The following is an 18379-nucleotide window of genomic DNA, read 5'->3' as shown; positions in this document are numbered from 1 at the left end:
AAAAATCATGACCTTGCCCATCGGCGCGCCGCGCGAATGGAACGGACAATTCGAGGAAGCGCTGTTTCTTGAGGTGGCGCGACGCCATCGTCCGGACTTCCCCGACAAGCTGGCGACCCCGCCGCGCGAGCCGCGCGACGGCGACGAGCTGGCCGCCGTCGCCGACTACTACACGAAGATGGCGTCGCACGACCTGTTCATCGTGCAGGTCGTCGCGAAGGCGATCGACACGCTGTTCCGCGACGATCCGCATTTCCAGTTGATCCTGTCGCGCCAGTTGGGCGACGACGGCGCGCACGCGGTGATCGGCCGCGAACGCGTGACCGCGCTCACCGGGCGCGATCCGCTGCCGGAAGTCGACCGGCTGGTCGCCGCGCACTGGGCACGCGTCGGCGACATCGCGGTGCGCGACGTCGCGGGCTTTCTCGCGTTCGAATGGCATTACGAGCTGCACATCCTCGCGAAGCTGTGGATCCAGCGCAAGACCGGCCGCATCGGCGACAGTGCGATGCGCGAGCACGGCGAGAACCGGATCCGGCCGGACGAGGAGTGGCACCGCGTGCAGATCGTCCAGTGGTGGTTCGACACGCTGCAGGCGTTGCCGGCCGCCGAGCGCGACGCACTGATCGATCGCGTGATCGCGGCCGACGAGGAAACCCAGGCGCGGCTCGACGGCTATTTGCACGACGAGTACGCGCATACCGCACTGGTGTTCGGCGCGGATATCGCCGAATATCGTGCGATCTACGACGACTGGCGGCGCGAGATCCTGTCGCGGCTGACCGGCCGTCAGCTCGGCGCGCTCGTCCCGCTGTCGGGCGAAACCGTTGAACAGGAAGCTGTCGCATGAACGATCCCCGCGGCCCGGCGACGCTGGCGCCGGATACCGATGCACCGGCCGTCGACCGCGCTGCGCTGGCGCGCGCGATCGACGCGCTGCGCGTGAGCGCCGCCGAGCGCGACCGCGCGGGCGGTCACGCCGCCCAGGAAAAGCAGTGGCTCGCCGACGCAGGTTTGCTGACGCTCGCGGTTCCGCGCGCGTTCGGCGGCCAGGAGGCGGCGTGGCCCGCGATCTACGACGTGATCCGGCAGGTCGCGCGGGTCGACAGCGCGCTCGCGCATCTCGTCGGGTTCCAGTGCCTGCAGGTGGTGAGCGTCGACGTGTGGGGCAACGCCGCGCAGCGCGAACGCTACCTGCGCGGCACGGTCGACGGGCGCTGGTGGTGGGGCAACGCGGTCAATCCGCTCGACACGCGGCTCGTGGCCACGGCCACGCCCGACGGCGGCTACCGGCTCGACGGCGTGAAGGGCTTCTGTTCCGGCACGCGCGGCTCGCAGCGGATGACGGTATCCGCGCACGATCCGGCCATCGGCCGCACCGTGTTCGGCGTGGTGCCGACCGATCGGGCCGGGATCACCGTGAACGACGACTGGGATCCGGTCGGCCAGCGCCAGACCGACAGCGGCAGCGTGCGCTTCGACGGCGTGACGCTCGCGGCCGACGAGGTGCTGCATCGGTCGGAAGCGCCGCCGACGCCGCGCGCGACGCTGCGCACGCTCGTGTCGCAGCTCGTGCTGACGAACCTGTTCGTCGGTCTCGCGGAAGGTGCGCTGGCCGAGGCGCGCGACTACGTGCGGCAGCACGGCCGCCCGTGGATTCACTCGGACGTCGAGCGGGCCGAGGACGATCCGTACACGCTGCAGCGCTTCGGCGACATGCGCGTGCGTGCGGTCGCCGCGGCGGCGCTGGCCGATCGCGCGGCCCACGCGTTGCAGCACGCGTGGGCGCGGCAGGATGCGCTGACGGCCGACGAACGCGCCGAAGTCGCACTCGCGGTGTCGGAAGCGAAGATCGTCGCGCAGCGCGCGGCGCTCGACAACGGCGAGGCGCTGTTCGACGCATGCGGCGCGCGCGCGACGGCCGCGTCGCTCGGCCTCGACCGCTTCTGGCGGAACGCCCGCACGCATACGCTCCATGATCCGCTCGACTACCGGCTGCGCGACGTGGGCCGGTTCGCGCTGACCGACGCATTGCCGCCGGCGTCGCTCTATACGTAATACGCAGCGGGGCGCTGCCGGCACGGCCCCGCGTACCGCGGCCTTCCTGCCGCCCTCGCTGTCGCCGCATCGATGATGCCGGGCTGCTGGACGCCTGGAATGATATGTTATATCGTAGCGATACAATATATCATTTCATCCTCAACGTCCTGTTCCGGAATCGCCCGATGAGCCCCGCCCTTCACCCGTCCACGCGGCTTCCCGTGACCGTCCTGTCCGGCTTTCTCGGCGCCGGCAAGACGACGCTGCTCAACCACATCCTCAACAATCGCGAGGGCCGGCGCGTCGCGGTCATCGTCAACGACATGTCGGAGGTCAACATCGACGCCGCGCTCGTGCGCGACGGCGGCGCGGGGCTGTCGCGCACCGACGAGAAGCTGGTCGAGATGAGCAACGGCTGCATTTGCTGCACGCTGCGCGAGGATCTGCTGATCGAGGTTGACCGGCTCGCGCGCGAAGGGCGCTTCGATCAGCTCGTGATCGAATCGACCGGCATCTCGGAGCCGCTGCCGGTGGCCGAGACGTTCACGTTCGAAGGCGAGGACGGCCGCAGCCTCGGCGAAGTCGCGCGGCTCGACACGATGGTGACGGTGGTCGACGCGTTCAATTTCCTGCGCGATTACGCGTCGCGCGACAGCCTGCAAGCGCGCGGCGAATCGATGGGCGACGAGGACGCGCGCACGGTCGTCGATCTGCTGATCGACCAGATCGAGTTCTGCGACGTGCTCGTGATCAACAAGATCGACCTGATCGACTGCAGCGCACGCGAGCGGCTGGTCGCGCTGCTGCGCGGGCTGAACCCGCGTGCGCGGATCGAGATCGCCGAATTCGGCAAGGTGCCGCTCGAACGTGTGCTCGACACCGGCCTGTTCGACTTCGACGCGGCGTCGCGCGCGCCGGGCTGGCTGCAGGAACTGCGCGGCACGCACACGCCGGAGACCGACGAATACGGGATCCGCAGTTTCGTCTATCGCGCGCGGCGGCCGTTCCATCCGCAGCGCTTCTTCGATCTCGTCGAGAGCGAATGGCCGGGCGTCGTCCGCTCGAAGGGGTTCTTCTGGCTGGCCACGCATCCGGCCGTCGCCGGTTCGTGGTCGCAGGCGGGCGCGGTCGCGCGGCACGGGCCGGCCGGCCACTGGTGGGCGGCCGTGCCGCCCGAGCGTTGGCCGCAGGACCCGGAAGCCGTCGCGCAGATCCGCGCGCGCTGGGACGAGCATGTCGGCGACGCCCGGCAGGAACTCGTGCTGATCGGCATGGACATGGACGAGCCGGCGTTGCGCGCGCGCTTCGACGCGTGTCTGCTGACCGACGCCGAGATGGCGACCGGCCCCGAACAATGGACCACGTGGAACAACCCGTTTCGCGACTGGCCCTGACCTGAACGCGCGCTTCCTGCATCGATCCGGATGGAGAAGGCGCTCCACCGGATGTCAAGCATGAACGCAGCGCTTCCCGATATTTCCCTGACCGATGTCGCGCCGGGGCACCGCCCGCTGGAATGGGTCGGCATGCAGGGCATCGACCTGCCCGTCGTCGTGGCGGAGCCCGGCTGCCGGCGCGACGTGCATGCGCGTGCCGACGTGCAGGTCGATCTGCCTGCGCCGCAGGTGAAAGGCATTCACATGTCGCGGCTGTACTGGCTGCTCGACTGGCTGGCCGACGGCGAAGCGCTGTCGCCGGCCGGCCTGCAGCGCGTGCTGCGCGCGATGGTCGACAGCCACCGCGACTGCGATACGCGCAGCGCACGCGTGCGGCTGCACTTCGACCTGCTGGCCCGCCGCACGGCGCTCGTGACCGACGGGCTGAGCGGCTGGAAGGCCTATCCGGTGCGGGTCGACGCGACGCTGGCCGGCGACGCATTCGCGTTGCGCGCGCAGGTGACGGTCGTCTATTCGTCGACGTGCCCGTGTTCGGCCGCGTTGTCGCGGCACTGGATCGAACAGGCGTTCCTGACGGCGTTCGGCCGCGAGGATCGCGTGGACCCGGCAGCGGTCGCCGCATGGCTGAAACAGCATGCGACGGCCGCCACGCCGCACAGCCAGCGCAGCGAAGCCGTCGTCAGCGTGGCGCTGCCCGCCGATGGCGCGACGCTGGGGCTGATCGGCCTGATCGATCGCGTCGAGCAGGCGCTCGGCACGCCGGTGCAGACGGCCGTCAAGCGTGCGGACGAGCAGGCGTTCGCGGTGCTGAACGGCGGCAACCTGATGTTCGTCGAGGATGCCGCGCGCCGCGTGCAGGCCGCGCTGGAAGGCCATCATGCGGGCCCGCGCGTGCGCGTGCGCCATCTCGAAAGCCTGCATCCGCACGATGCGGTGGCATGGGCCGCTCCGCTGCGCGAGGGGGCCGACGCATGCTGATCCGCAAGCTGTTCCGCTTCGAGAATGCGCACGTCGTGCGCGGCTGCAGCACGCGGCGCTGCTCGCATTCGATCCATGGTCATTCGTACCGTGTCGAGTTGCTGCTCGAAGCGCATGCGCTGGACCACGGGCAGATGATCTACGACTTCGGGCTGCTCAAGGGCGACGTGCGCGACCTGATCGACGCGTTCGACCATGCGGTGACGCTGTGGTCGGACGACGATCCGCGCTATGTCGAAAGCATGCGCCGGCATTCGGAGCGCTGGGTGCTGCTGCCGGTGTCGCCGAGCGCCGAGCAGTTCTCGCGCGTGCTGTTCCGGCTCGTCGATGCCGCGCTGTCGGGCACGCCGATGTCGAACGGCGAAGCCGACGTGCGACTGCATTCGGTGATCGTTCACGAGACCGAGACCGGCTACGCGCAGTGCTTCCGCGACGACGCATTCAACCCGCGCATGGGCCGCATCGATCTCGACGCGATCGTGTTCGCGCCGGCCATCGTCGCGCAGTGGCGCGATCCGGGCCTGTTCGAGCGGCTCAAGCGCAGTCATGTCCTTTCCAGGCAGGAATCCTGATGATCCGAAAGAACCCGCGCGGCGATCTGCCGACGATTCATCCGAACGCGTTCGTCGACCCGACCGCCATCCTGTGCGGGCACGTGATCGTCGAGGAGAACGTGTTCATCGGCCCGTACGCGGTGATCCGTGCCGACGAAACGGATGCCGACGGCCAGATCGCGCCGATCGTGATCGGCGCGCATTCGAACATCCAGGACGGCGTCGTGATCCACTCGAAATCGGGTGCGAGCGTGACGATCGGCCGGCACACGTCGATCGCGCATCGCGCGATCGTCCACGGGCCGTGCAAGGTCGGCGACGGCGTGTTCGTCGGCTTCAACAGCGTGCTGTTCAACTGCACGATCGACGACGGCTGCGTGGTGCGCTACAACGCGGTCGTCGACGGCTGCCACCTGCCGCCGGGCTTCTACGTGCGCTCGACCGAACGCATCGGGCCCGAAACGGACCTCGCCGCGCTGCCGCAGGTGACGGCCGACGCGAGCGATTTCTCCGAGGACGTCGCGCGCACGAACAATGCGCTGGTGCTCGGTTACAAGCACATCCAGAACGAGTTCTGACGCATGGACGCGCGGCTGCGACAGGAAGCGGGCGACCGATCGAAGCTGCGGCACGCCGATCTGCTGGTGCACGGCGGCACGGTGATGACGCCCGGCGGCACCGAGCGGATCGACGTCGCGTGCGCGGATGGCCGCGTCGTCGCGCTGGGCGCGTTGCACGGCGCGTGGAGCGCCGACGTGCTGCTCGATGCGCGCGGCTTGCACGTGTTGCCGGGCGTGGTCGACAGCCAGGTGCATTTCCGCGAACCGGGGCTCACGCACAAGGAGACCCTCGAGGCCGGCACGCGCGGCGCGGTGCTCGGCGGCGTCACGACGATCTTCGAGATGCCCAATACGCATCCGCTGACGCTGGACGAGCAGGATCTGGGCGCCAAGCTCGATCTCGCGCGCGGCCGTGCGTGGTGCGACTATGCGTTCTACATCGGCGGCTCGGCCGTGAATGCCGAACGGCTGCCGGTGCTCGAACGGTTGCCCGGCTGCGCGGGGGTGAAGGTCTTCATGGGCAGTTCGTTCGGCGATCTGCTGGCCGACGACGAAACCGTGCTGCGCCGGATCCTGCGCAACGGCCGGCGGCGCATGGCCGTGCATGCGGAGGACGAGGCGCGGCTGCGCGAGCGCAAGGCGATCGCGGAAGCGAGCGGCGACGTGCGCGACCATCCGCGCTGGCGCGACGCGGAAAGCGCGCTGGCCGCGACGCGGCGCATCGTCGGGCTGGCCGCGCAAGCGGGCCGCCGGCTGCATGTGCTGCACGTGTCCACGGCGGATGAAATGGCGTTGCTCGCGCGGCACCGGCGGCGCGTGACGGTCGAAGTCACGCCGCATCACCTGAGCCTGCATGCACCGGATTGCTACGAGCGACTCGGCACGTTCGCGCAGATGAATCCGCCCGTGCGCGAACGGCATCATCGGGATGCGCTGTGGCAGGCGGTTCGCGACGGCGTGGTCGACGTGATCGGCAGCGATCACGCGCCGCATACGCGCGACGAAAAGCGCCGCCCGTATCCGCAGTCGCCGAGCGGGATGACCGGCGTGCAGACGCTGCTGCCGTTGATGCTCGATCACGTGCAGGCCGGCCGCCTGAGCCTCGAACGGCTGGTCGACCTGACGAGCGCCGGGCCGGCGCGCGTTTTCGGCATCGAGGGGAAGGGGCGCATCGCGGCGGGCTACGACGCCGATTTCAGCATCGTCGACCTGCGCGCGCGGCGGATCATTCGCGACGCATGGATCGCGAGCGTGAGCGGGTGGACGCCGTACGACGGCTGTGCGGTCACGGGGTGGCCCGTGCATACGGTCGTGCGCGGGCAGGTCGTCGTGCGGGACGAGGCGCTGAACGGGCAGCCGGCGGGGGAGGCCGTGACGTTTCTCGACACCTAGATCGGCAACCGCACCGTCTGCTTGATGCGCTTCAGCGGGATCTCGGTTTCGACGTTGCGCACGCCTTCGATCTGCGTGAGCGTTTCCATCTGAAAGCGCTGATAGTCGTCGAGATCCTTCGCGATCACGCGCAGCAGATAGTCGTAGCTACCGGCCATCAGGTGGCACTCGAGCACTTCGGGCGCCTGTTCCATCTCGCGCGCGAAGCGTTCGACCGTCGTCTTGTCCTGACGCTCCAGCGTGACGCGCACGAATGCCGTGAAGCGCAGCTCGACGGCTGCCGGGTTCAGCAGCGCGACGTAGGCGTCGATCACGCCCTGTTCCTCGAGCAGGTGAACGCGGCGCAGGCACGGCGTGGGCGACAGGCCGGCCTGTTGCGCGATGTCGGCGTTCGTCTGGTTCGAATTCTGCTGCAACGCACGCAGAATGCGTCGGTCGATTGCATCCAGTTTGATTGGCATGTTTGGCTACCGAAAACCTCAAGATTGGAGAATAACTCCAAATCAACAGCCGGAAGTAGCCGGTTTTGCATCCAATCTCCACGGGAAATTGCCGATAATCTGACGACTGCCCGGCCTCCGAAGCGCGCGATCCCCGCGCGCCGCGGCGCCGCTTTCAGGAGTTTCCAGATGCCGCACGTCGCCTGGTTGCCGTTCATGGCCACCTCCCTTCTGATCATTCTGACGCCCGGCCAGGACATGGTCCTCGTGATGTCGCGCACGCTGTCCGGCGGCACGCGCGCGGGCCTCGTGACCGCCGCGGGTGTCAGCGTCGGGCTGCTCGTGCATACGATGCTCGCGACGCTCGGGCTGGGCGCCCTTCTTCAGGCCTCCGAATGGCTGTTCACGGCGCTTAAGATGGTGGGCGCGCTGTACCTGCTGTACCTCGGCATCACGCTGTTGCGCTCGACGGGCGAATTGACGCTCGCGGGCCACGGCAATGCGCCGGCATCGCGGCTGCGGACGTTCGCGCAAGGCGCGCTGTCCAATGTATCCAATCCGAAGGTCGCGCTTTTCTATCTGGCGTTCCTGCCGCAATTCGTGCCGGCCGGCGTCCCCCATCCGATGCTGTCGCTGTTCGTGCTGGGTGCGACGTTTGCCGGGCTGACGTTTCTCGTCAAGGGGCCGGTCGCGTTGTTCGCCGGCCTGCTGTCGGCATCGATCCGCCGCAACCCGCGCATCCTGACGCGCATGCATCGCGTCAGCGGGGTAGTCTTGCTCGCGCTGGGCGTGAAGCTGGCGCTCGAACGCCGCTGAGCGCGGCCGCGGCGCCGCCACGCCTGCGGGCGTTACTCCACCGGCAACCCGTTCGCCAGCGCCCGCATCGCCTCCGCCGTTTCCGGATTCGCCGGAAAGAACGCCTCGATCGCGAGTTCCGACAGCGTCACGTCGACCGGCGTGCCGAATACCGTCGTCGTACTGAAGAACGTCAGTTCGCCGCTCGCCGTGCGCAGCCGCAGCGGCACGGCGATCTCCGCGAAATCGGTGCGTGTGTGCGCATCGTCGGGCTGGCCGGCCGGTGCCGGATACGCGGCGAGCTCGTCGCGCAGCGCATGCAGCGTACGGTCGCCGCTCGCATCGATCTGCCGCTGCAACCGATGCAGGATGTGCGCGCGCCATTCGTGCCAGTTGGCGATCTGCGACGCGAGGCCGTCCGGATGCAGGCTCAGTCGCAGCACGTTGACGGGCGGCTGCAGCAGCGCCGGATCGGCCTGCGCGACCAGCGCGCCGAGCATCCGGTTCGCGGCGAGCAGCGTCCAGTGGCGGTCCACCGCGAGCGCCGGATAAGGCTCGTGCCCGCGCAGCACGGCTTCGACCGCATGACGCGCGGCATCCAGTTGCGGGTCCGAAAACGGCCGTTCGCGAAACAGCGGCGCGAAGCCGGCCGCGACGAGCAGCGCGTTGCGTTCGCGCAGCGGCACGTCGAGGCGTTCGGCGAGATGCAGCACCATCTCGCGGCTCGGCTGCGCGCGGCCCGATTCGACGAAGCTCAGGTGGCGCGCGGAGACTTCCGCGTCGAGCGCGAGCGCCATCTGGCTCAGGCGCCGGCGTTGCCGCCACGTGCGCAGCAGCGGGCCGATGCCGGACGCGCGGCCGGCGGACGGGGAGGGCGAATGGAGCGTGGCGGTCGAGTTCATGGAGCGAATGATAGGCAATCTCGCGCCGCTTCGGCATTACCTGCGAGGTAAGCGCCGCGTGCCGCCGCGGTCGCGCGCAGTCGCTGCGTTACCATAGCCCCCGTGCCACCTGAGAGGCGGCGCCGGACCCGCGACCACAACGCATGGGCCGGACGCCGCGCATATCGACAACAAGGCATTCCAGGGGAATCCAACAATGAAAAAACTTGCCGTCCGGCTCGCCTGCGTGGCGACGCTCGCACTCGCCGCGACCAGTGGCCACGCGCAGACCGAAGCCGCGCAGGTGGAAATGAGGGCCGCCGCCGCGGCCGCCAACGAAGCGGTCGTGAAAGGCCCGACCGACATCGACGTGAAACACGAAGCCGTGCTGAAGCTGAAGGCCGGCGAATCGTTCGTGCCGGCCGCCGAAGCCGGCCGCTACCTGCGCTCGATGGGCAACGCGATCGACGAAGCGAAGCTGGTCGGCCTCGTGCTGCCCGACGATCCGGACGCCGACTGGATCTCGGTCGTGTCGTTCGAGCCGAGCGGCTACATCCGCGACGACGACGCGAAGGACTGGAAGCCCGACGAATTGCTGAAAAGCCTGCAGGCCGGCACCGAGGAAAACAACCCGGCGCGCAAGGCGCGCGGCCTGCCCGAAACCGAGGTGGTCGGCTGGGCGAAGGCGCCCGCGTACGACGCGGCCACGCACCGGCTCGTGTGGTCGGCGATCATCCGGGACAAGGGCGCGGCGCCGAATGCCGCGAACGACGGCGTGAACTACCGGACGCTCGTGCTCGGCCGCGACGGCTACCTGTCGCTGACGATGGCGTCGACGCTTGCCGACCTGCCGAAGTACAAGGCGTCGGCCGACGAACTGCTGTCGAACATCCGTTTCAACGACGGCAAGCGCTATGCCGACTTCAACCAGTCGACCGACCACGTCGCCGAGTACGGGCTCGCGGCGCTGATCGTCGGCGTCGGCGCGAAGAAGCTCGGCCTGCTCGCGCTGATCGGCGCGTTCGCGGTCAAGTTCTTCAAGATCGGCGCGGTCGCGCTGCTGGCCGGCGGCGCGGCGCTCAAGCGTTTCTTCGGGCGCAAGCCGAAGGCGGCCGCGGCGCCGGCCATCGCGGATGCATCCGACGCCGCCGCCACGGAGCGCAAGGAATGACGAAGCTGTTGCTGCTGATCTTCGGCGGCCTGAAGCTCGGCAAGGTGCTCGTCTCGGCGGGCACGATGCTCGCGTCGATCGCGGTCTACGCGCTGTTCTACGGCTGGCGCTTCGCGGCCGGTTTCGTCGCGTTGCTGCTGGTGCACGAAGCCGGCCACTACGTCGCCGCGCAGCGGCGCGGGCTCGACGTCGGGCTGCCGACCTTCATCCCGTTCGTCGGCGCGTGGATCCAGTTGAAGGACATGCCGCACGACGCGGAAACGGAGGCCTACGTCGGCCTCGCCGGGCCGTTCGTCGGCACCCTCGGCGCGCTGGCCTGCTACGCGGCCGCGCGCCACACCGACAGCAACCTGCTGCTCGCGCTGTCGTACACGGGTTTCTTCCTGAATCTGTTCAACATGATTCCGCTGTCGCCGTTCGACGGCGGGCGGATCACCGCGGTGCTGTCGCCGCGCATCTGGTTCGCCGGCGTGCCGGTGCTGATCGCGCTGTTCGTGTATCGGCCGAGCCCGCTGCTGATCGTGACGGCGATCCTCGCGCTGCCGCAACTGAAGCGCGCGTGGCGCTACGATCCCGACGCGCCGGAGAACCGCGTGTACTACGCGACGTCGATCGAGACGAAGACGACCTACGCGCTTTGCTACGTCGGTCTGCTCGTGTTCCTCGCGCTGATGACGTCCGGTGTGCACGACATGCTGCGCGTCGTGCATGCGTCGACCTGACGTCGATCCGATGCAAAAAAACGGCGGCCGCGTAAGAAGCGGCCGCCGTTTTTCAAAGGTCGAACCTCACGCGTCGCGATGACGCAGTTCGACGCGCTTGATCTCCTTCACGATCACGAGATAGCTGAACACGGTAACGAGCGCGTTCAGCCCGACGAACACGAGCGCGCCGTTGAACGAGCCGCTCGCGCCGACGAGGTAGCCGATCGCGATCGGCGCGACGATGCCCGCCGTGTTGCCGAACATGTTGAACAGGCTGCCCGACAGGCCGATCGCTTCTTTCGGCGCGGTATCCGCGACGACGGCCCAGCCGAGCGAGCCGATCCCCTTGCCGAAGAACGACACGGCCATCAGCATGATGACCAGCGCTTCGCTGTCGACGTAGTTGCAGCCGATGATGACCATCGACAGCAGCATCCCGCCGACGATCGGGATCTTGCGCGCGAGCGTCAGCGAAACGCCGCGGCGGATCAGCGCGTCCGACAGCATCCCGCCGAGCACGCCGCCGAGGAACCCGCAGATCGCCGGCAGCGACGTCATGAAGCCGGCCTTCAGCAGCGACATCCCGCGCGCCTGCACGAGATAGATCGGGAACCACGTGAGGAAGAAGTACGTGAGCACGTTCACGCAGTACTGGCCGAGGTACACGCCGATCAGCATCCGGTTCGACAGCAGCTGGCGCACGTAGTACCAGCCCGCCACGCGGCTGCCTTCGGACGCGCCGCCGCTACCGCGCGTGGTGGACCGCACGAGGCCGCCGCCCTGCTCGATATGGTCGAGCTCCGCCCGGTTCACGGCCGGATGGTCGGCCGGGTCCTTCACGACGCGCAGCCACAGGAATGCGAGCGCGATGCCGGCGAGGCCGAGCCACAGGTACACCTGGTGCCAGCCGTACGCATGCGTGAGCCAGGCCATCAGCGGCGAGAACACCACGGCCGCGAAGTACTGCGCGGCGTTGAAGATCGCCGATGCGGTGCCGCGCTCGGCCGTCGGGAACCAGCTCGCGACGACCTTCGCGTTCGCCGGAAACGCCGGCGCCTCCGCGATGCCGACCGCGAAGCGCATCGCGAACAGCGCGGCGACCGCGAACGCGGCGCTGCCGCCGAGGCCGATCGTGCTCTGCAGCAGCGTGAACGCCGACCACAGGAAGATGCTCGCCGCATACACGCGCCGCGCGCCGAAGCGGTCGAGCAGCCAGCCGCTCGGCAGTTGCGCGAGCACGTACGCCCAGCTGAACGCCGAGAAGATGTAGCCCATCGTCACCGGATCGATGCCGAACGCCTTGCGGATCGGCGTGCCGGTAATCGACAGCGTCGCGCGGTCCGCATAGTTGAGCGTCGTGACGACGAACAGCATCGCCAGGATCCAGTAGCGCACGGCGGTCCGGCGCGCGGTGCGCGCGAGGTCGAGCGGAAGATCGCGCGGGGAGGGTTGATTGCTCACTTTGAATGTACGTCGTCGTATGACATAGGCGAAAGTTTATTGAGAATGCTCGAATCCAGAAACCTCGGGTTTTCCCTTTGAGGATCGTCATCACAGTGTGGGAAAGTCGTGAGAAGCTAGCCGGGAGAGGCTTCCGCGTGTATCGTCGGCGCCTTTGCCCGCGGACAGGATACTGCGTGGATGTCGGCAGACATCGTATCTGTTGAGCTACAATAGGCAATCCATTCCCGAACCACGGAGCACACCCATGCAACTGACAGGAGAGATGCTGATCGGCGCCGAAGCGGTGGCCGGCTCGGCCGGAACCTTGCGCGCGTTCGACCCGACGAAGGGCGCGCCGATCGACGTCCCGGCGTTCGGCGTCGCGACGCAGGCCGACGTCGACCGCGCGTGCGAACTCGCACGCGACGCGTTCGATGCGTACCGCACGCAGCCGCTCGCGGCTCGTGCGGCGTTTCTCGAAGCGATCGCCGATGAAATCGTCGCGCTCGGCGACGCGCTGATCGAGCGCGCGCACGCCGAAACGGGCCTGCCCGTCGCGCGGCTGCAGGGCGAGCGCGGCCGTACCGTCGGCCAGCTCCGGCTGTTCGCGCGTGTCGTGCGCGACGGACGTTTCCTCGCCGCGTCGATCGATCCCGCGCAGCCGGCGCGCACGCCGCTGCCGCGTTCGGACCTGCGGCTGCAGAAAGTCGCGCTCGGGCCCGTCGTCGTGTTCGGCGCGAGCAATTTCCCGCTCGCGTTCTCGGTGGCGGGCGGCGATACCGCGTCGGCGCTCGCGGCCGGCTGCCCGGTGATCGTGAAGGCGCATGAAGCGCACCTCGGCACGTCCGAGCTGGTCGGCCGCGCGATCCGCGCCGCCGTCGCGAAAACCGGCATGCCGGCCGGCGTGTTCTCGCTGCTGGTCGGCCCCGGCCGCGTGATCGGGGCGGCGCTGGTCAGTCATCCGGCGATCCAGGCCGTCGGCTTCACTGGCTCGCGGCAGGGCGGGATGGCGCTCGTGCAGCTCGCGAACGCGCGTCCGCAGCCGATTCCCGTCTATGCGGAAATGAGCAGCATCAACCCGGTCGTGCTGTTCCCGGCCGCGCTGGCCGCGCGCGGCGACGCGATCGCCGCGGGCTTCGTCGATTCGCTGACGCTCGGCGTCGGCCAGTTCTGTACCAATCCGGGCCTCGTGCTCGCGATCGACGGCCCCGATCTCGACCGCTTCGAGACGGTCGCCGCGCAGGCGCTCGCGAAGAAGCCGGCCGGCGTGATGCTCACGCGCGGCATCGCCGATGCGTACCGTCACGGTCGCGGCAAGCTGGCCGAACTGTCGGGCGTGCGCGAAATCGGCGCGGGCGAGGCGGCGCAGACCGACTGCCAGGCGGGCGGCGCGCTGTACGAAGTGGGCGCGCAGGCGTTCCTGGCCGAGCCGGCGTTCAGCCACGAAGTGTTCGGGCCGGCGTCGCTGATCGTGCGCTGCCGCGATCTCGACGAAGTCGCACGCGTGCTCGACGCGCTCGAAGGCCAGTTGACGGCCACGCTGCAGATGGATGCCGACGACAAGCCGCTCGCGCGCCGGCTGCTGCCGATCCTCGAGCGCAAGGCCGGGCGCCTGCTGGTCAACGGTTACCCGACCGGCGTCGAGGTGTGTGACGCGATGGTGCACGGCGGGCCGTTCCCCGCGACGTCGAACCCGGCCGTCACGTCGGTCGGTGCGACGGCGATCGAGCGTTTCCTGCGGCCGGTGTGCTATCAGGACTTCCCGGACGACCTGCTGCCCGAAGGGTTGCAGGAAGGCAACCCGCTCGCGATTCCGCGGCTGCGGGACGGCAAGGCGGAGTGACGGGCGGCGGCCCGGCGGCGGACGCCGGGCCGCTCGCCGGATGGGTAAAAACGGAGGCGGCCGGTGGCCGTCTCCGTTTTTTTCAGCGCGGCTTTCCTGTTGGCACCGTTTCTCCTACAGTAGCGAAGCCTCGGACCGTCAGGTCCGCGGGCGAGCCTGAGAGACGCACAAGACCAACAAGGAACCATCCAATGAATATCAGCAAGCGTGGCGACCACCTGTTCGCGGCCGGATTGTGGAAAGCGATCGGCGACGTCGCGAAATCGGTCCGTACCCAGATCGGCGAAACCAGCGAAGGGCGCGTGCTGGCCGACGCGCTGTTCGCGCTGCAGCGCGAGCTGGGCGGCAGCGAATTCGACGTGACGATCAACCAGGGGCGGCCCGTCGTGGGCCCCGATCCGCATTCGGTGATCTTCGGCAGGGCCGTCGAGCGCTTCAAGCAAGACATGGAGGCGGTGGTGTTCGCGCTGAAGCACCGCCGCAGCATCGACGGGCCGAACGGCGCGCAGCGCGCCGACGCGCTCACGCAGGCCAACACGCATCTCGCGACGGCGAAGCAGTACGCGATGTTTACCGTCGGGCGCTTCTTCGATGCAGTCGTCGATCGCGACGTGCTGGAGCAGATCGTGGGCGCCGAGTCGCCGGCGCGCGGCCGGCCGCTCGCGGCGCGCAAGGGGATCGACGAGACGCAGCGCACGCTCACCGGTGTGCGTCAGCGGATCATCGGCGCGATCGCGCAGATGTAATGCAATGGCCGCGCCGGCTCGTCGAGCCGCGCGGCCATTGCGTGAGACGGAGGCGGAGCGGGACGCCCGCGCCACCGGCGAACCCGCCTACTGCGGGCCCATCTTCCTGATCAGCACGTCGAGCTCGGCCGCTTCTTCGTCGGTCAGGTCGACGAGCGGTGCGCGCACCGGGCCCGCATCGTGGCCGACGAGCTTCGCGCCCGCCTTCACGATGCTGACCGCGTAGCCCGCGCGGCGATTGCGGATCTTCAGGTACGGCAGGAAGAACTCGTCGATCAGGCGGCCGACCGTCGCGTGGTCGTCCTTCGCGATCGCTTCGTAGAACGCCATCGCCGTCTTCGGGATGAAGTTGAACACGGCTGACGAATACACCGGCACGCCGAGCGCCTTGTACGCGGCGGCATAGACTTCGGCCGTCGGCAGGCCGCCGAGGTACGCAAAGCGATCGCCGAGGCGGCGGCGGATCGTGACCATGCTCTCGATTTCACCGACGCCGTCCTTGAAGCCGATCAGGTTCGGGCAACGGTCGGCGAGGCGCTCGAGCATGTCCGCATTCAGCTTCGAATTCGCGCGGTTGTACACCACGACGCCGATCTTCAGCGCGCGGCACACCTGCTCGACGTGGTCGGCGATCCCTTCCTGACTCGCTTCGGTCAGGTAGTGCGGCATCAGCAGCACGCCGCTCGCGCCGAGGCGCTCGGCCTCCTGCGCATATTCGATCGCGACGCGCGTCGCGCCGCCCGCGCCGGCGAGGATCGGCACCTTGCCCTTGCAGGTTTCCGTCGCGACGCGGATCACGTCCGAATACTCGCGCTGCGTGAGCGAGAAGAATTCGCCGGTGCCGCCGGCCGCGAACAGCGCGCTCGCGCCGTACGGCGCCAGCCATTCCAGGCGCTCGGCATAGGTGCTCGGACGGAAGCTGCCGTCGACGTCGAAATCCGTCAGCGGAAACGACAGCAGGCCGTGGGAGATGATCTGTTTGAGTTCTTGCGGTGAAGTCATGGTTGGGGTCGTCCGTCTAGCGCGAGTGCTGGTTCGTCGGGAACGGCATACGAGCCGAATTGGCGATGTCGTTGTATGTCATCGTACAACGCAAGAAAGAGCGACGCAAGCGGTTTGCTGGCGGGTCAAGGGTAGGGTCTTTCCGGATAAGGGTTTACGCAGCATCGTCGAGTGAGGTTGAATGTCGTATGATGACTAACGATATCGCAGAATGCTTCCAGGAATTCCGATGACTGCTTCCCCGCTCTACATCCGCGTGCATCCGGACGACAACGTCGCGATCGTCGTCAACGACGGCGGTTTGCCCGAAGGCGCGACGTTCGCCGACGGGCTGACGCTGTGCGAAGGCGTGCCGCAAGGACACAAGGTCGCGCTCGTCGACCTCGCGGCCGGCGACCCGGTCGTGCGCTACAACGTGGTGATCGGCTATGCGCTGACCGACCTGCGCCGCGGCAGCTGGGTCAACGAGCGCACGATGCGCATGCCCGAGCCGCCGGGCCTCGACGACCTGCCGCTCGCGACGCGTGCCGCGCCGCCGCTCGAGCCGCTCGAAGGCTATACGTTCGAGGGTTTCCGCAACGCCGACGGTTCGGTCGGCACGCGCAACATCCTCGCGATCACGACGACCGTGCAATGCGTGTCGGGCGTCGTCGAACATGCGGTGAAGCGGATCAAGGACGAACTGCTGCCGGGCTACCCGAACGTCGACGACGTGGTCGGGCTCGAACATACGTATGGCTGCGGCGTCGCGATCGATGCGCCGGACGCCGACATCCCGATCCGCACGCTGCGCAACATCAGCCTGAATCCGAATTTCGGCGGCGAAGTGATGACCGTGAGCCTCGGCTGCGAGAAGCTGCAGCCCGAGCGTCTGCTGCCGCCGGGCGCGATCCCGGTGACCGCCGACGGCGCGACCGGCAACGGCGGCGTCGTGTGCCTGCAGGATGCCGCGCACGTCGGCTTCAATTCGATGATCGACTCGATCATGAAGATGGCCGAATCGCATCTCGAGCGGCTCAACCGCCGCCGTCGCGAGACGTGTCCCGCGTCGGATCTCGTCGTCGGCGTGCAGTGCGGCGGCAGCGACGCGTTCTCGGGGCTCACCGCGAACCCGGCGGTCGGCTTCGCGGCCGACCTGCTGGTGCGTGCGGGTGCAACGATCATGTTCTCGGAAGTGACCGAAGTGCGCGACGGCGTCGCGCAGCTCACGTCGCGCGCGGCGAACGAGGACGTCGCCCGCGAGATCATTCGCGAGATGGACTGGTACGACCGCTACCTGCAGCGCGGCCGCGTCGACCGCAGCGCGAACACGACGCCGGGCAACAAGAAGGGCGGGCTGTCGAACATCGTCGAGAAAGCGATGGGGTCGATCGTGAAGTCGGGCAGCGCGCCGATCGCCGGCGTCGTGCGTCCCGGCGATCGGGCGCGGCAGAAGGGGCTGCTGTACGCGGCGACGCCCGCGAGCGATTTCATCTGCGGCACGCTGCAGCTCGCGGCGGGGATGAACCTGCACATTTTCACGACCGGCCGCGGCACGCCGTACGGCCTCGCGCAGGTGCCGGTGATCAAGGTCGCGACGCGCAGCGATCTCGCGCGCCGCTGGCACGACCTGATGGATCTCGACGCAGGACGGATCGCGACCGGCGCGGCGACGATCGAGGACACGGGCTGGGAATTGTTCCGGCTGATGCTCGACGTCGCCAGCGGCAAGCGCCGCACGTGGGCCGAGCAATGGAAGCTCGCGAATGCGCTGACGCTGTTCAATCCGGCGCCGGTGACCTGATACGTGCGGGTGGTAGCGGCAAGACGATGCGGGCGCCTTCGGGCGCCCGTTTTGTTTTGGGGCGGCGCACGCGCGATTTCATTACCTCCCACGTAATCGACCGTCCGCGCGCGCCTGGCGACGATAGCGGCACGCGGACCCGAAACGTCCGCGACATCGTCCACCGACACAAGGAGCCTCGCCATGAACACCGCTCAATCCGCTTCGTCCGTCCACGCCGACCTGGTCGACCGCTACTTCGACGCGTGGAACGAACCCGACGTCGCGCGCCGCCGCGCGCTGATCGATGCGACCTACGCGAGCGACGCGGCCTATCGCGATCCGCTGATGGCCGGCGACGGCCACGCGGGCATCGATGCGATGATCGCCGCCGTGCAGCAACGTTTCCCCGCGCACCGCTTCCGCCGCACGACCGACGTCGACGCGTTCGGCCAGCATCTGCGGTTCTCGTGGGCGCTCGAGTCGCCCGACGGCGCGGCGATCGTGAAGGGCTCGGACTTCGGCACCGTCGACGCATCGGGCCGCCTCGCATCGGTCACGGGCTTCATCGACGAAATGCCGGCCGCGGCGTCGTGACGCGAACGGCACATGCGCAGCGGCCGCCGGGATCGGGTAACGTTATGCGATTCGTTCCTGATCCCGGAGACTAG

At 68.5% G+C, this 18379-nt stretch carries 18 protein-coding genes; 14 read left to right on the top strand and 4 right to left on the bottom strand.

All coding sequences use genetic code 11. The features are described from left to right. Window positions 1-7 precede the first annotated feature (7 nt). From DFS13_RS21195 to DFS13_RS21165, 7 genes are all read left to right on the top strand, one after another. Window positions 8-850 (top strand): hypothetical protein, encoded by an 843-nt coding sequence (locus DFS13_RS21195; protein ID WP_048985319.1) that lies wholly within the window; start codon window positions 8-10, stop codon window positions 848-850. Continuing rightward, the gene (locus DFS13_RS21190; RefSeq protein WP_059720631.1) at window positions 847-2058 is read left to right on the top strand and encodes an acyl-CoA dehydrogenase family protein; all 1212 of its coding nucleotides are present in this window, start codon (window positions 847-849) and stop codon (window positions 2056-2058) included. The genes DFS13_RS21195 and DFS13_RS21190 overlap by 4 nt, the downstream gene beginning before the upstream one ends. A gap of 167 nt (window positions 2059-2225) precedes the next feature. Beyond that, on the top strand, window positions 2226-3434 hold the full coding sequence (zigA, locus tag DFS13_RS21185) for a zinc metallochaperone GTPase ZigA (protein ID WP_181461625.1): 1209 nt from the start codon (window positions 2226-2228) through the stop codon (window positions 3432-3434). A gap of 60 nt (window positions 3435-3494) precedes the next feature. Next, on the top strand, window positions 3495-4415 hold the full coding sequence (folE2, locus tag DFS13_RS21180; protein WP_034203464.1) for a GTP cyclohydrolase FolE2: 921 nt from the start codon (window positions 3495-3497) through the stop codon (window positions 4413-4415). Further along, window positions 4409-4987, top strand: a complete 579-nt coding sequence (locus DFS13_RS21175) for a 6-carboxytetrahydropterin synthase (RefSeq protein ID WP_006491331.1) — start codon at window positions 4409-4411, stop codon at window positions 4985-4987. The genes folE2 and DFS13_RS21175 overlap by 7 nt, the downstream gene beginning before the upstream one ends. Beyond that, window positions 4987-5547, top strand: a complete 561-nt coding sequence (locus DFS13_RS21170; protein WP_006491343.1) for a carbonate dehydratase — start codon at window positions 4987-4989, stop codon at window positions 5545-5547. Before DFS13_RS21175 ends, DFS13_RS21170 begins: the two co-directional genes overlap by 1 nt. Window positions 5548-5550: 3 nt before the next feature. Next, window positions 5551-6921 carry a dihydroorotase gene (locus DFS13_RS21165; protein ID WP_080331367.1) on the top strand — a complete coding sequence of 457 codons (1371 nt, stop codon included), beginning with the start codon at window positions 5551-5553 and terminating at the stop codon, window positions 6919-6921. On the opposite strand, the gene DFS13_RS21160 is transcribed toward DFS13_RS21165, so the two are convergent. Beyond that, window positions 6918-7382, bottom strand: a complete 465-nt coding sequence (locus tag DFS13_RS21160; protein ID WP_006494255.1) for an Lrp/AsnC family transcriptional regulator — start codon at window positions 7380-7382, stop codon at window positions 6918-6920. The genes DFS13_RS21165 and DFS13_RS21160 overlap by 4 nt on opposite strands. Window positions 7383-7550: 168 nt before the next feature. Between DFS13_RS21160 and DFS13_RS21155 the strand changes: the two genes are divergently transcribed. Next, complete coding sequence (locus DFS13_RS21155; RefSeq protein WP_034203259.1) at window positions 7551-8177, top strand: LysE family translocator; 627 nt, start codon at window positions 7551-7553, stop codon at window positions 8175-8177. Window positions 8178-8209: 32 nt separating this feature from the next. On the opposite strand, the gene DFS13_RS21150 is transcribed toward DFS13_RS21155, so the two are convergent. Further along, window positions 8210-9058, bottom strand: a complete 849-nt coding sequence (locus DFS13_RS21150) for a helix-turn-helix domain-containing protein (RefSeq protein ID WP_111442089.1) — start codon at window positions 9056-9058, stop codon at window positions 8210-8212. Between the two features lie 196 nt (window positions 9059-9254). Between DFS13_RS21150 and DFS13_RS21145 the strand changes: the two genes are divergently transcribed. Then, complete coding sequence (locus DFS13_RS21145; RefSeq protein WP_109342840.1) at window positions 9255-10208, top strand: DUF2167 domain-containing protein; 954 nt, start codon at window positions 9255-9257, stop codon at window positions 10206-10208. Further along, window positions 10205-10930: a site-2 protease family protein gene (locus DFS13_RS21140; protein ID WP_111442088.1), complete on the top strand. Its 726-nt coding sequence runs from the start codon at window positions 10205-10207 to the stop codon at window positions 10928-10930. The genes DFS13_RS21145 and DFS13_RS21140 overlap by 4 nt, the downstream gene beginning before the upstream one ends. 66 nt (window positions 10931-10996) lie before the next feature. On the opposite strand, the gene DFS13_RS21135 is transcribed toward DFS13_RS21140, so the two are convergent. Beyond that, window positions 10997-12373 (bottom strand): MFS transporter, encoded by a 1377-nt coding sequence (locus tag DFS13_RS21135; protein ID WP_006491336.1) that lies wholly within the window; start codon window positions 12371-12373, stop codon window positions 10997-10999. A 247-nt stretch (window positions 12374-12620) separates the two neighbouring features. On the opposite strand from DFS13_RS21135, the gene DFS13_RS21130 reads away from it, so the two are divergent. Beyond that, a complete protein-coding gene (locus tag DFS13_RS21130; RefSeq protein ID WP_111442087.1) occupies window positions 12621-14198 on the top strand; it encodes an aldehyde dehydrogenase (NADP(+)) in 1578 nt (525 codons plus the stop codon). A 191-nt stretch (window positions 14199-14389) separates the two neighbouring features. Further along, window positions 14390-14944: a hypothetical protein gene (locus tag DFS13_RS21125; protein WP_034203261.1), complete on the top strand. Its 555-nt coding sequence runs from the start codon at window positions 14390-14392 to the stop codon at window positions 14942-14944. A gap of 87 nt (window positions 14945-15031) precedes the next feature. On the opposite strand, the gene kdgD is transcribed toward DFS13_RS21125, so the two are convergent. After that, the gene (gene kdgD / locus DFS13_RS21120; protein WP_111442086.1) at window positions 15032-15946 is read right to left on the bottom strand and encodes a 5-dehydro-4-deoxyglucarate dehydratase; all 915 of its coding nucleotides are present in this window, start codon (window positions 15944-15946) and stop codon (window positions 15032-15034) included. A gap of 229 nt (window positions 15947-16175) precedes the next feature. Here kdgD and garD point away from each other — a divergent pair, with 229 nt between their 5' ends. Beyond that, window positions 16176-17729, top strand: a complete 1554-nt coding sequence (garD, locus tag DFS13_RS21115) for a galactarate dehydratase (RefSeq protein WP_111442085.1) — start codon at window positions 16176-16178, stop codon at window positions 17727-17729. Window positions 17730-17912: 183 nt separating this feature from the next. Beyond that, window positions 17913-18305, top strand: a complete 393-nt coding sequence (locus DFS13_RS21110; protein WP_111442084.1) for a nuclear transport factor 2 family protein — start codon at window positions 17913-17915, stop codon at window positions 18303-18305. The last annotated feature ends 74 nt before the right edge of the window (window positions 18306-18379 follow it).

Origin of the sequence: Burkholderia sp. 28_3 (assembly GCF_003253915.1) — a bacterium.
GTDB classification, from domain to species: domain Bacteria; phylum Pseudomonadota; class Gammaproteobacteria; order Burkholderiales; family Burkholderiaceae; genus Burkholderia; species Burkholderia cenocepacia.
The sequence above is the reverse complement of the archived record's forward strand: the minus strand, read 5'-3'. Positions and strand labels throughout refer to the sequence as shown.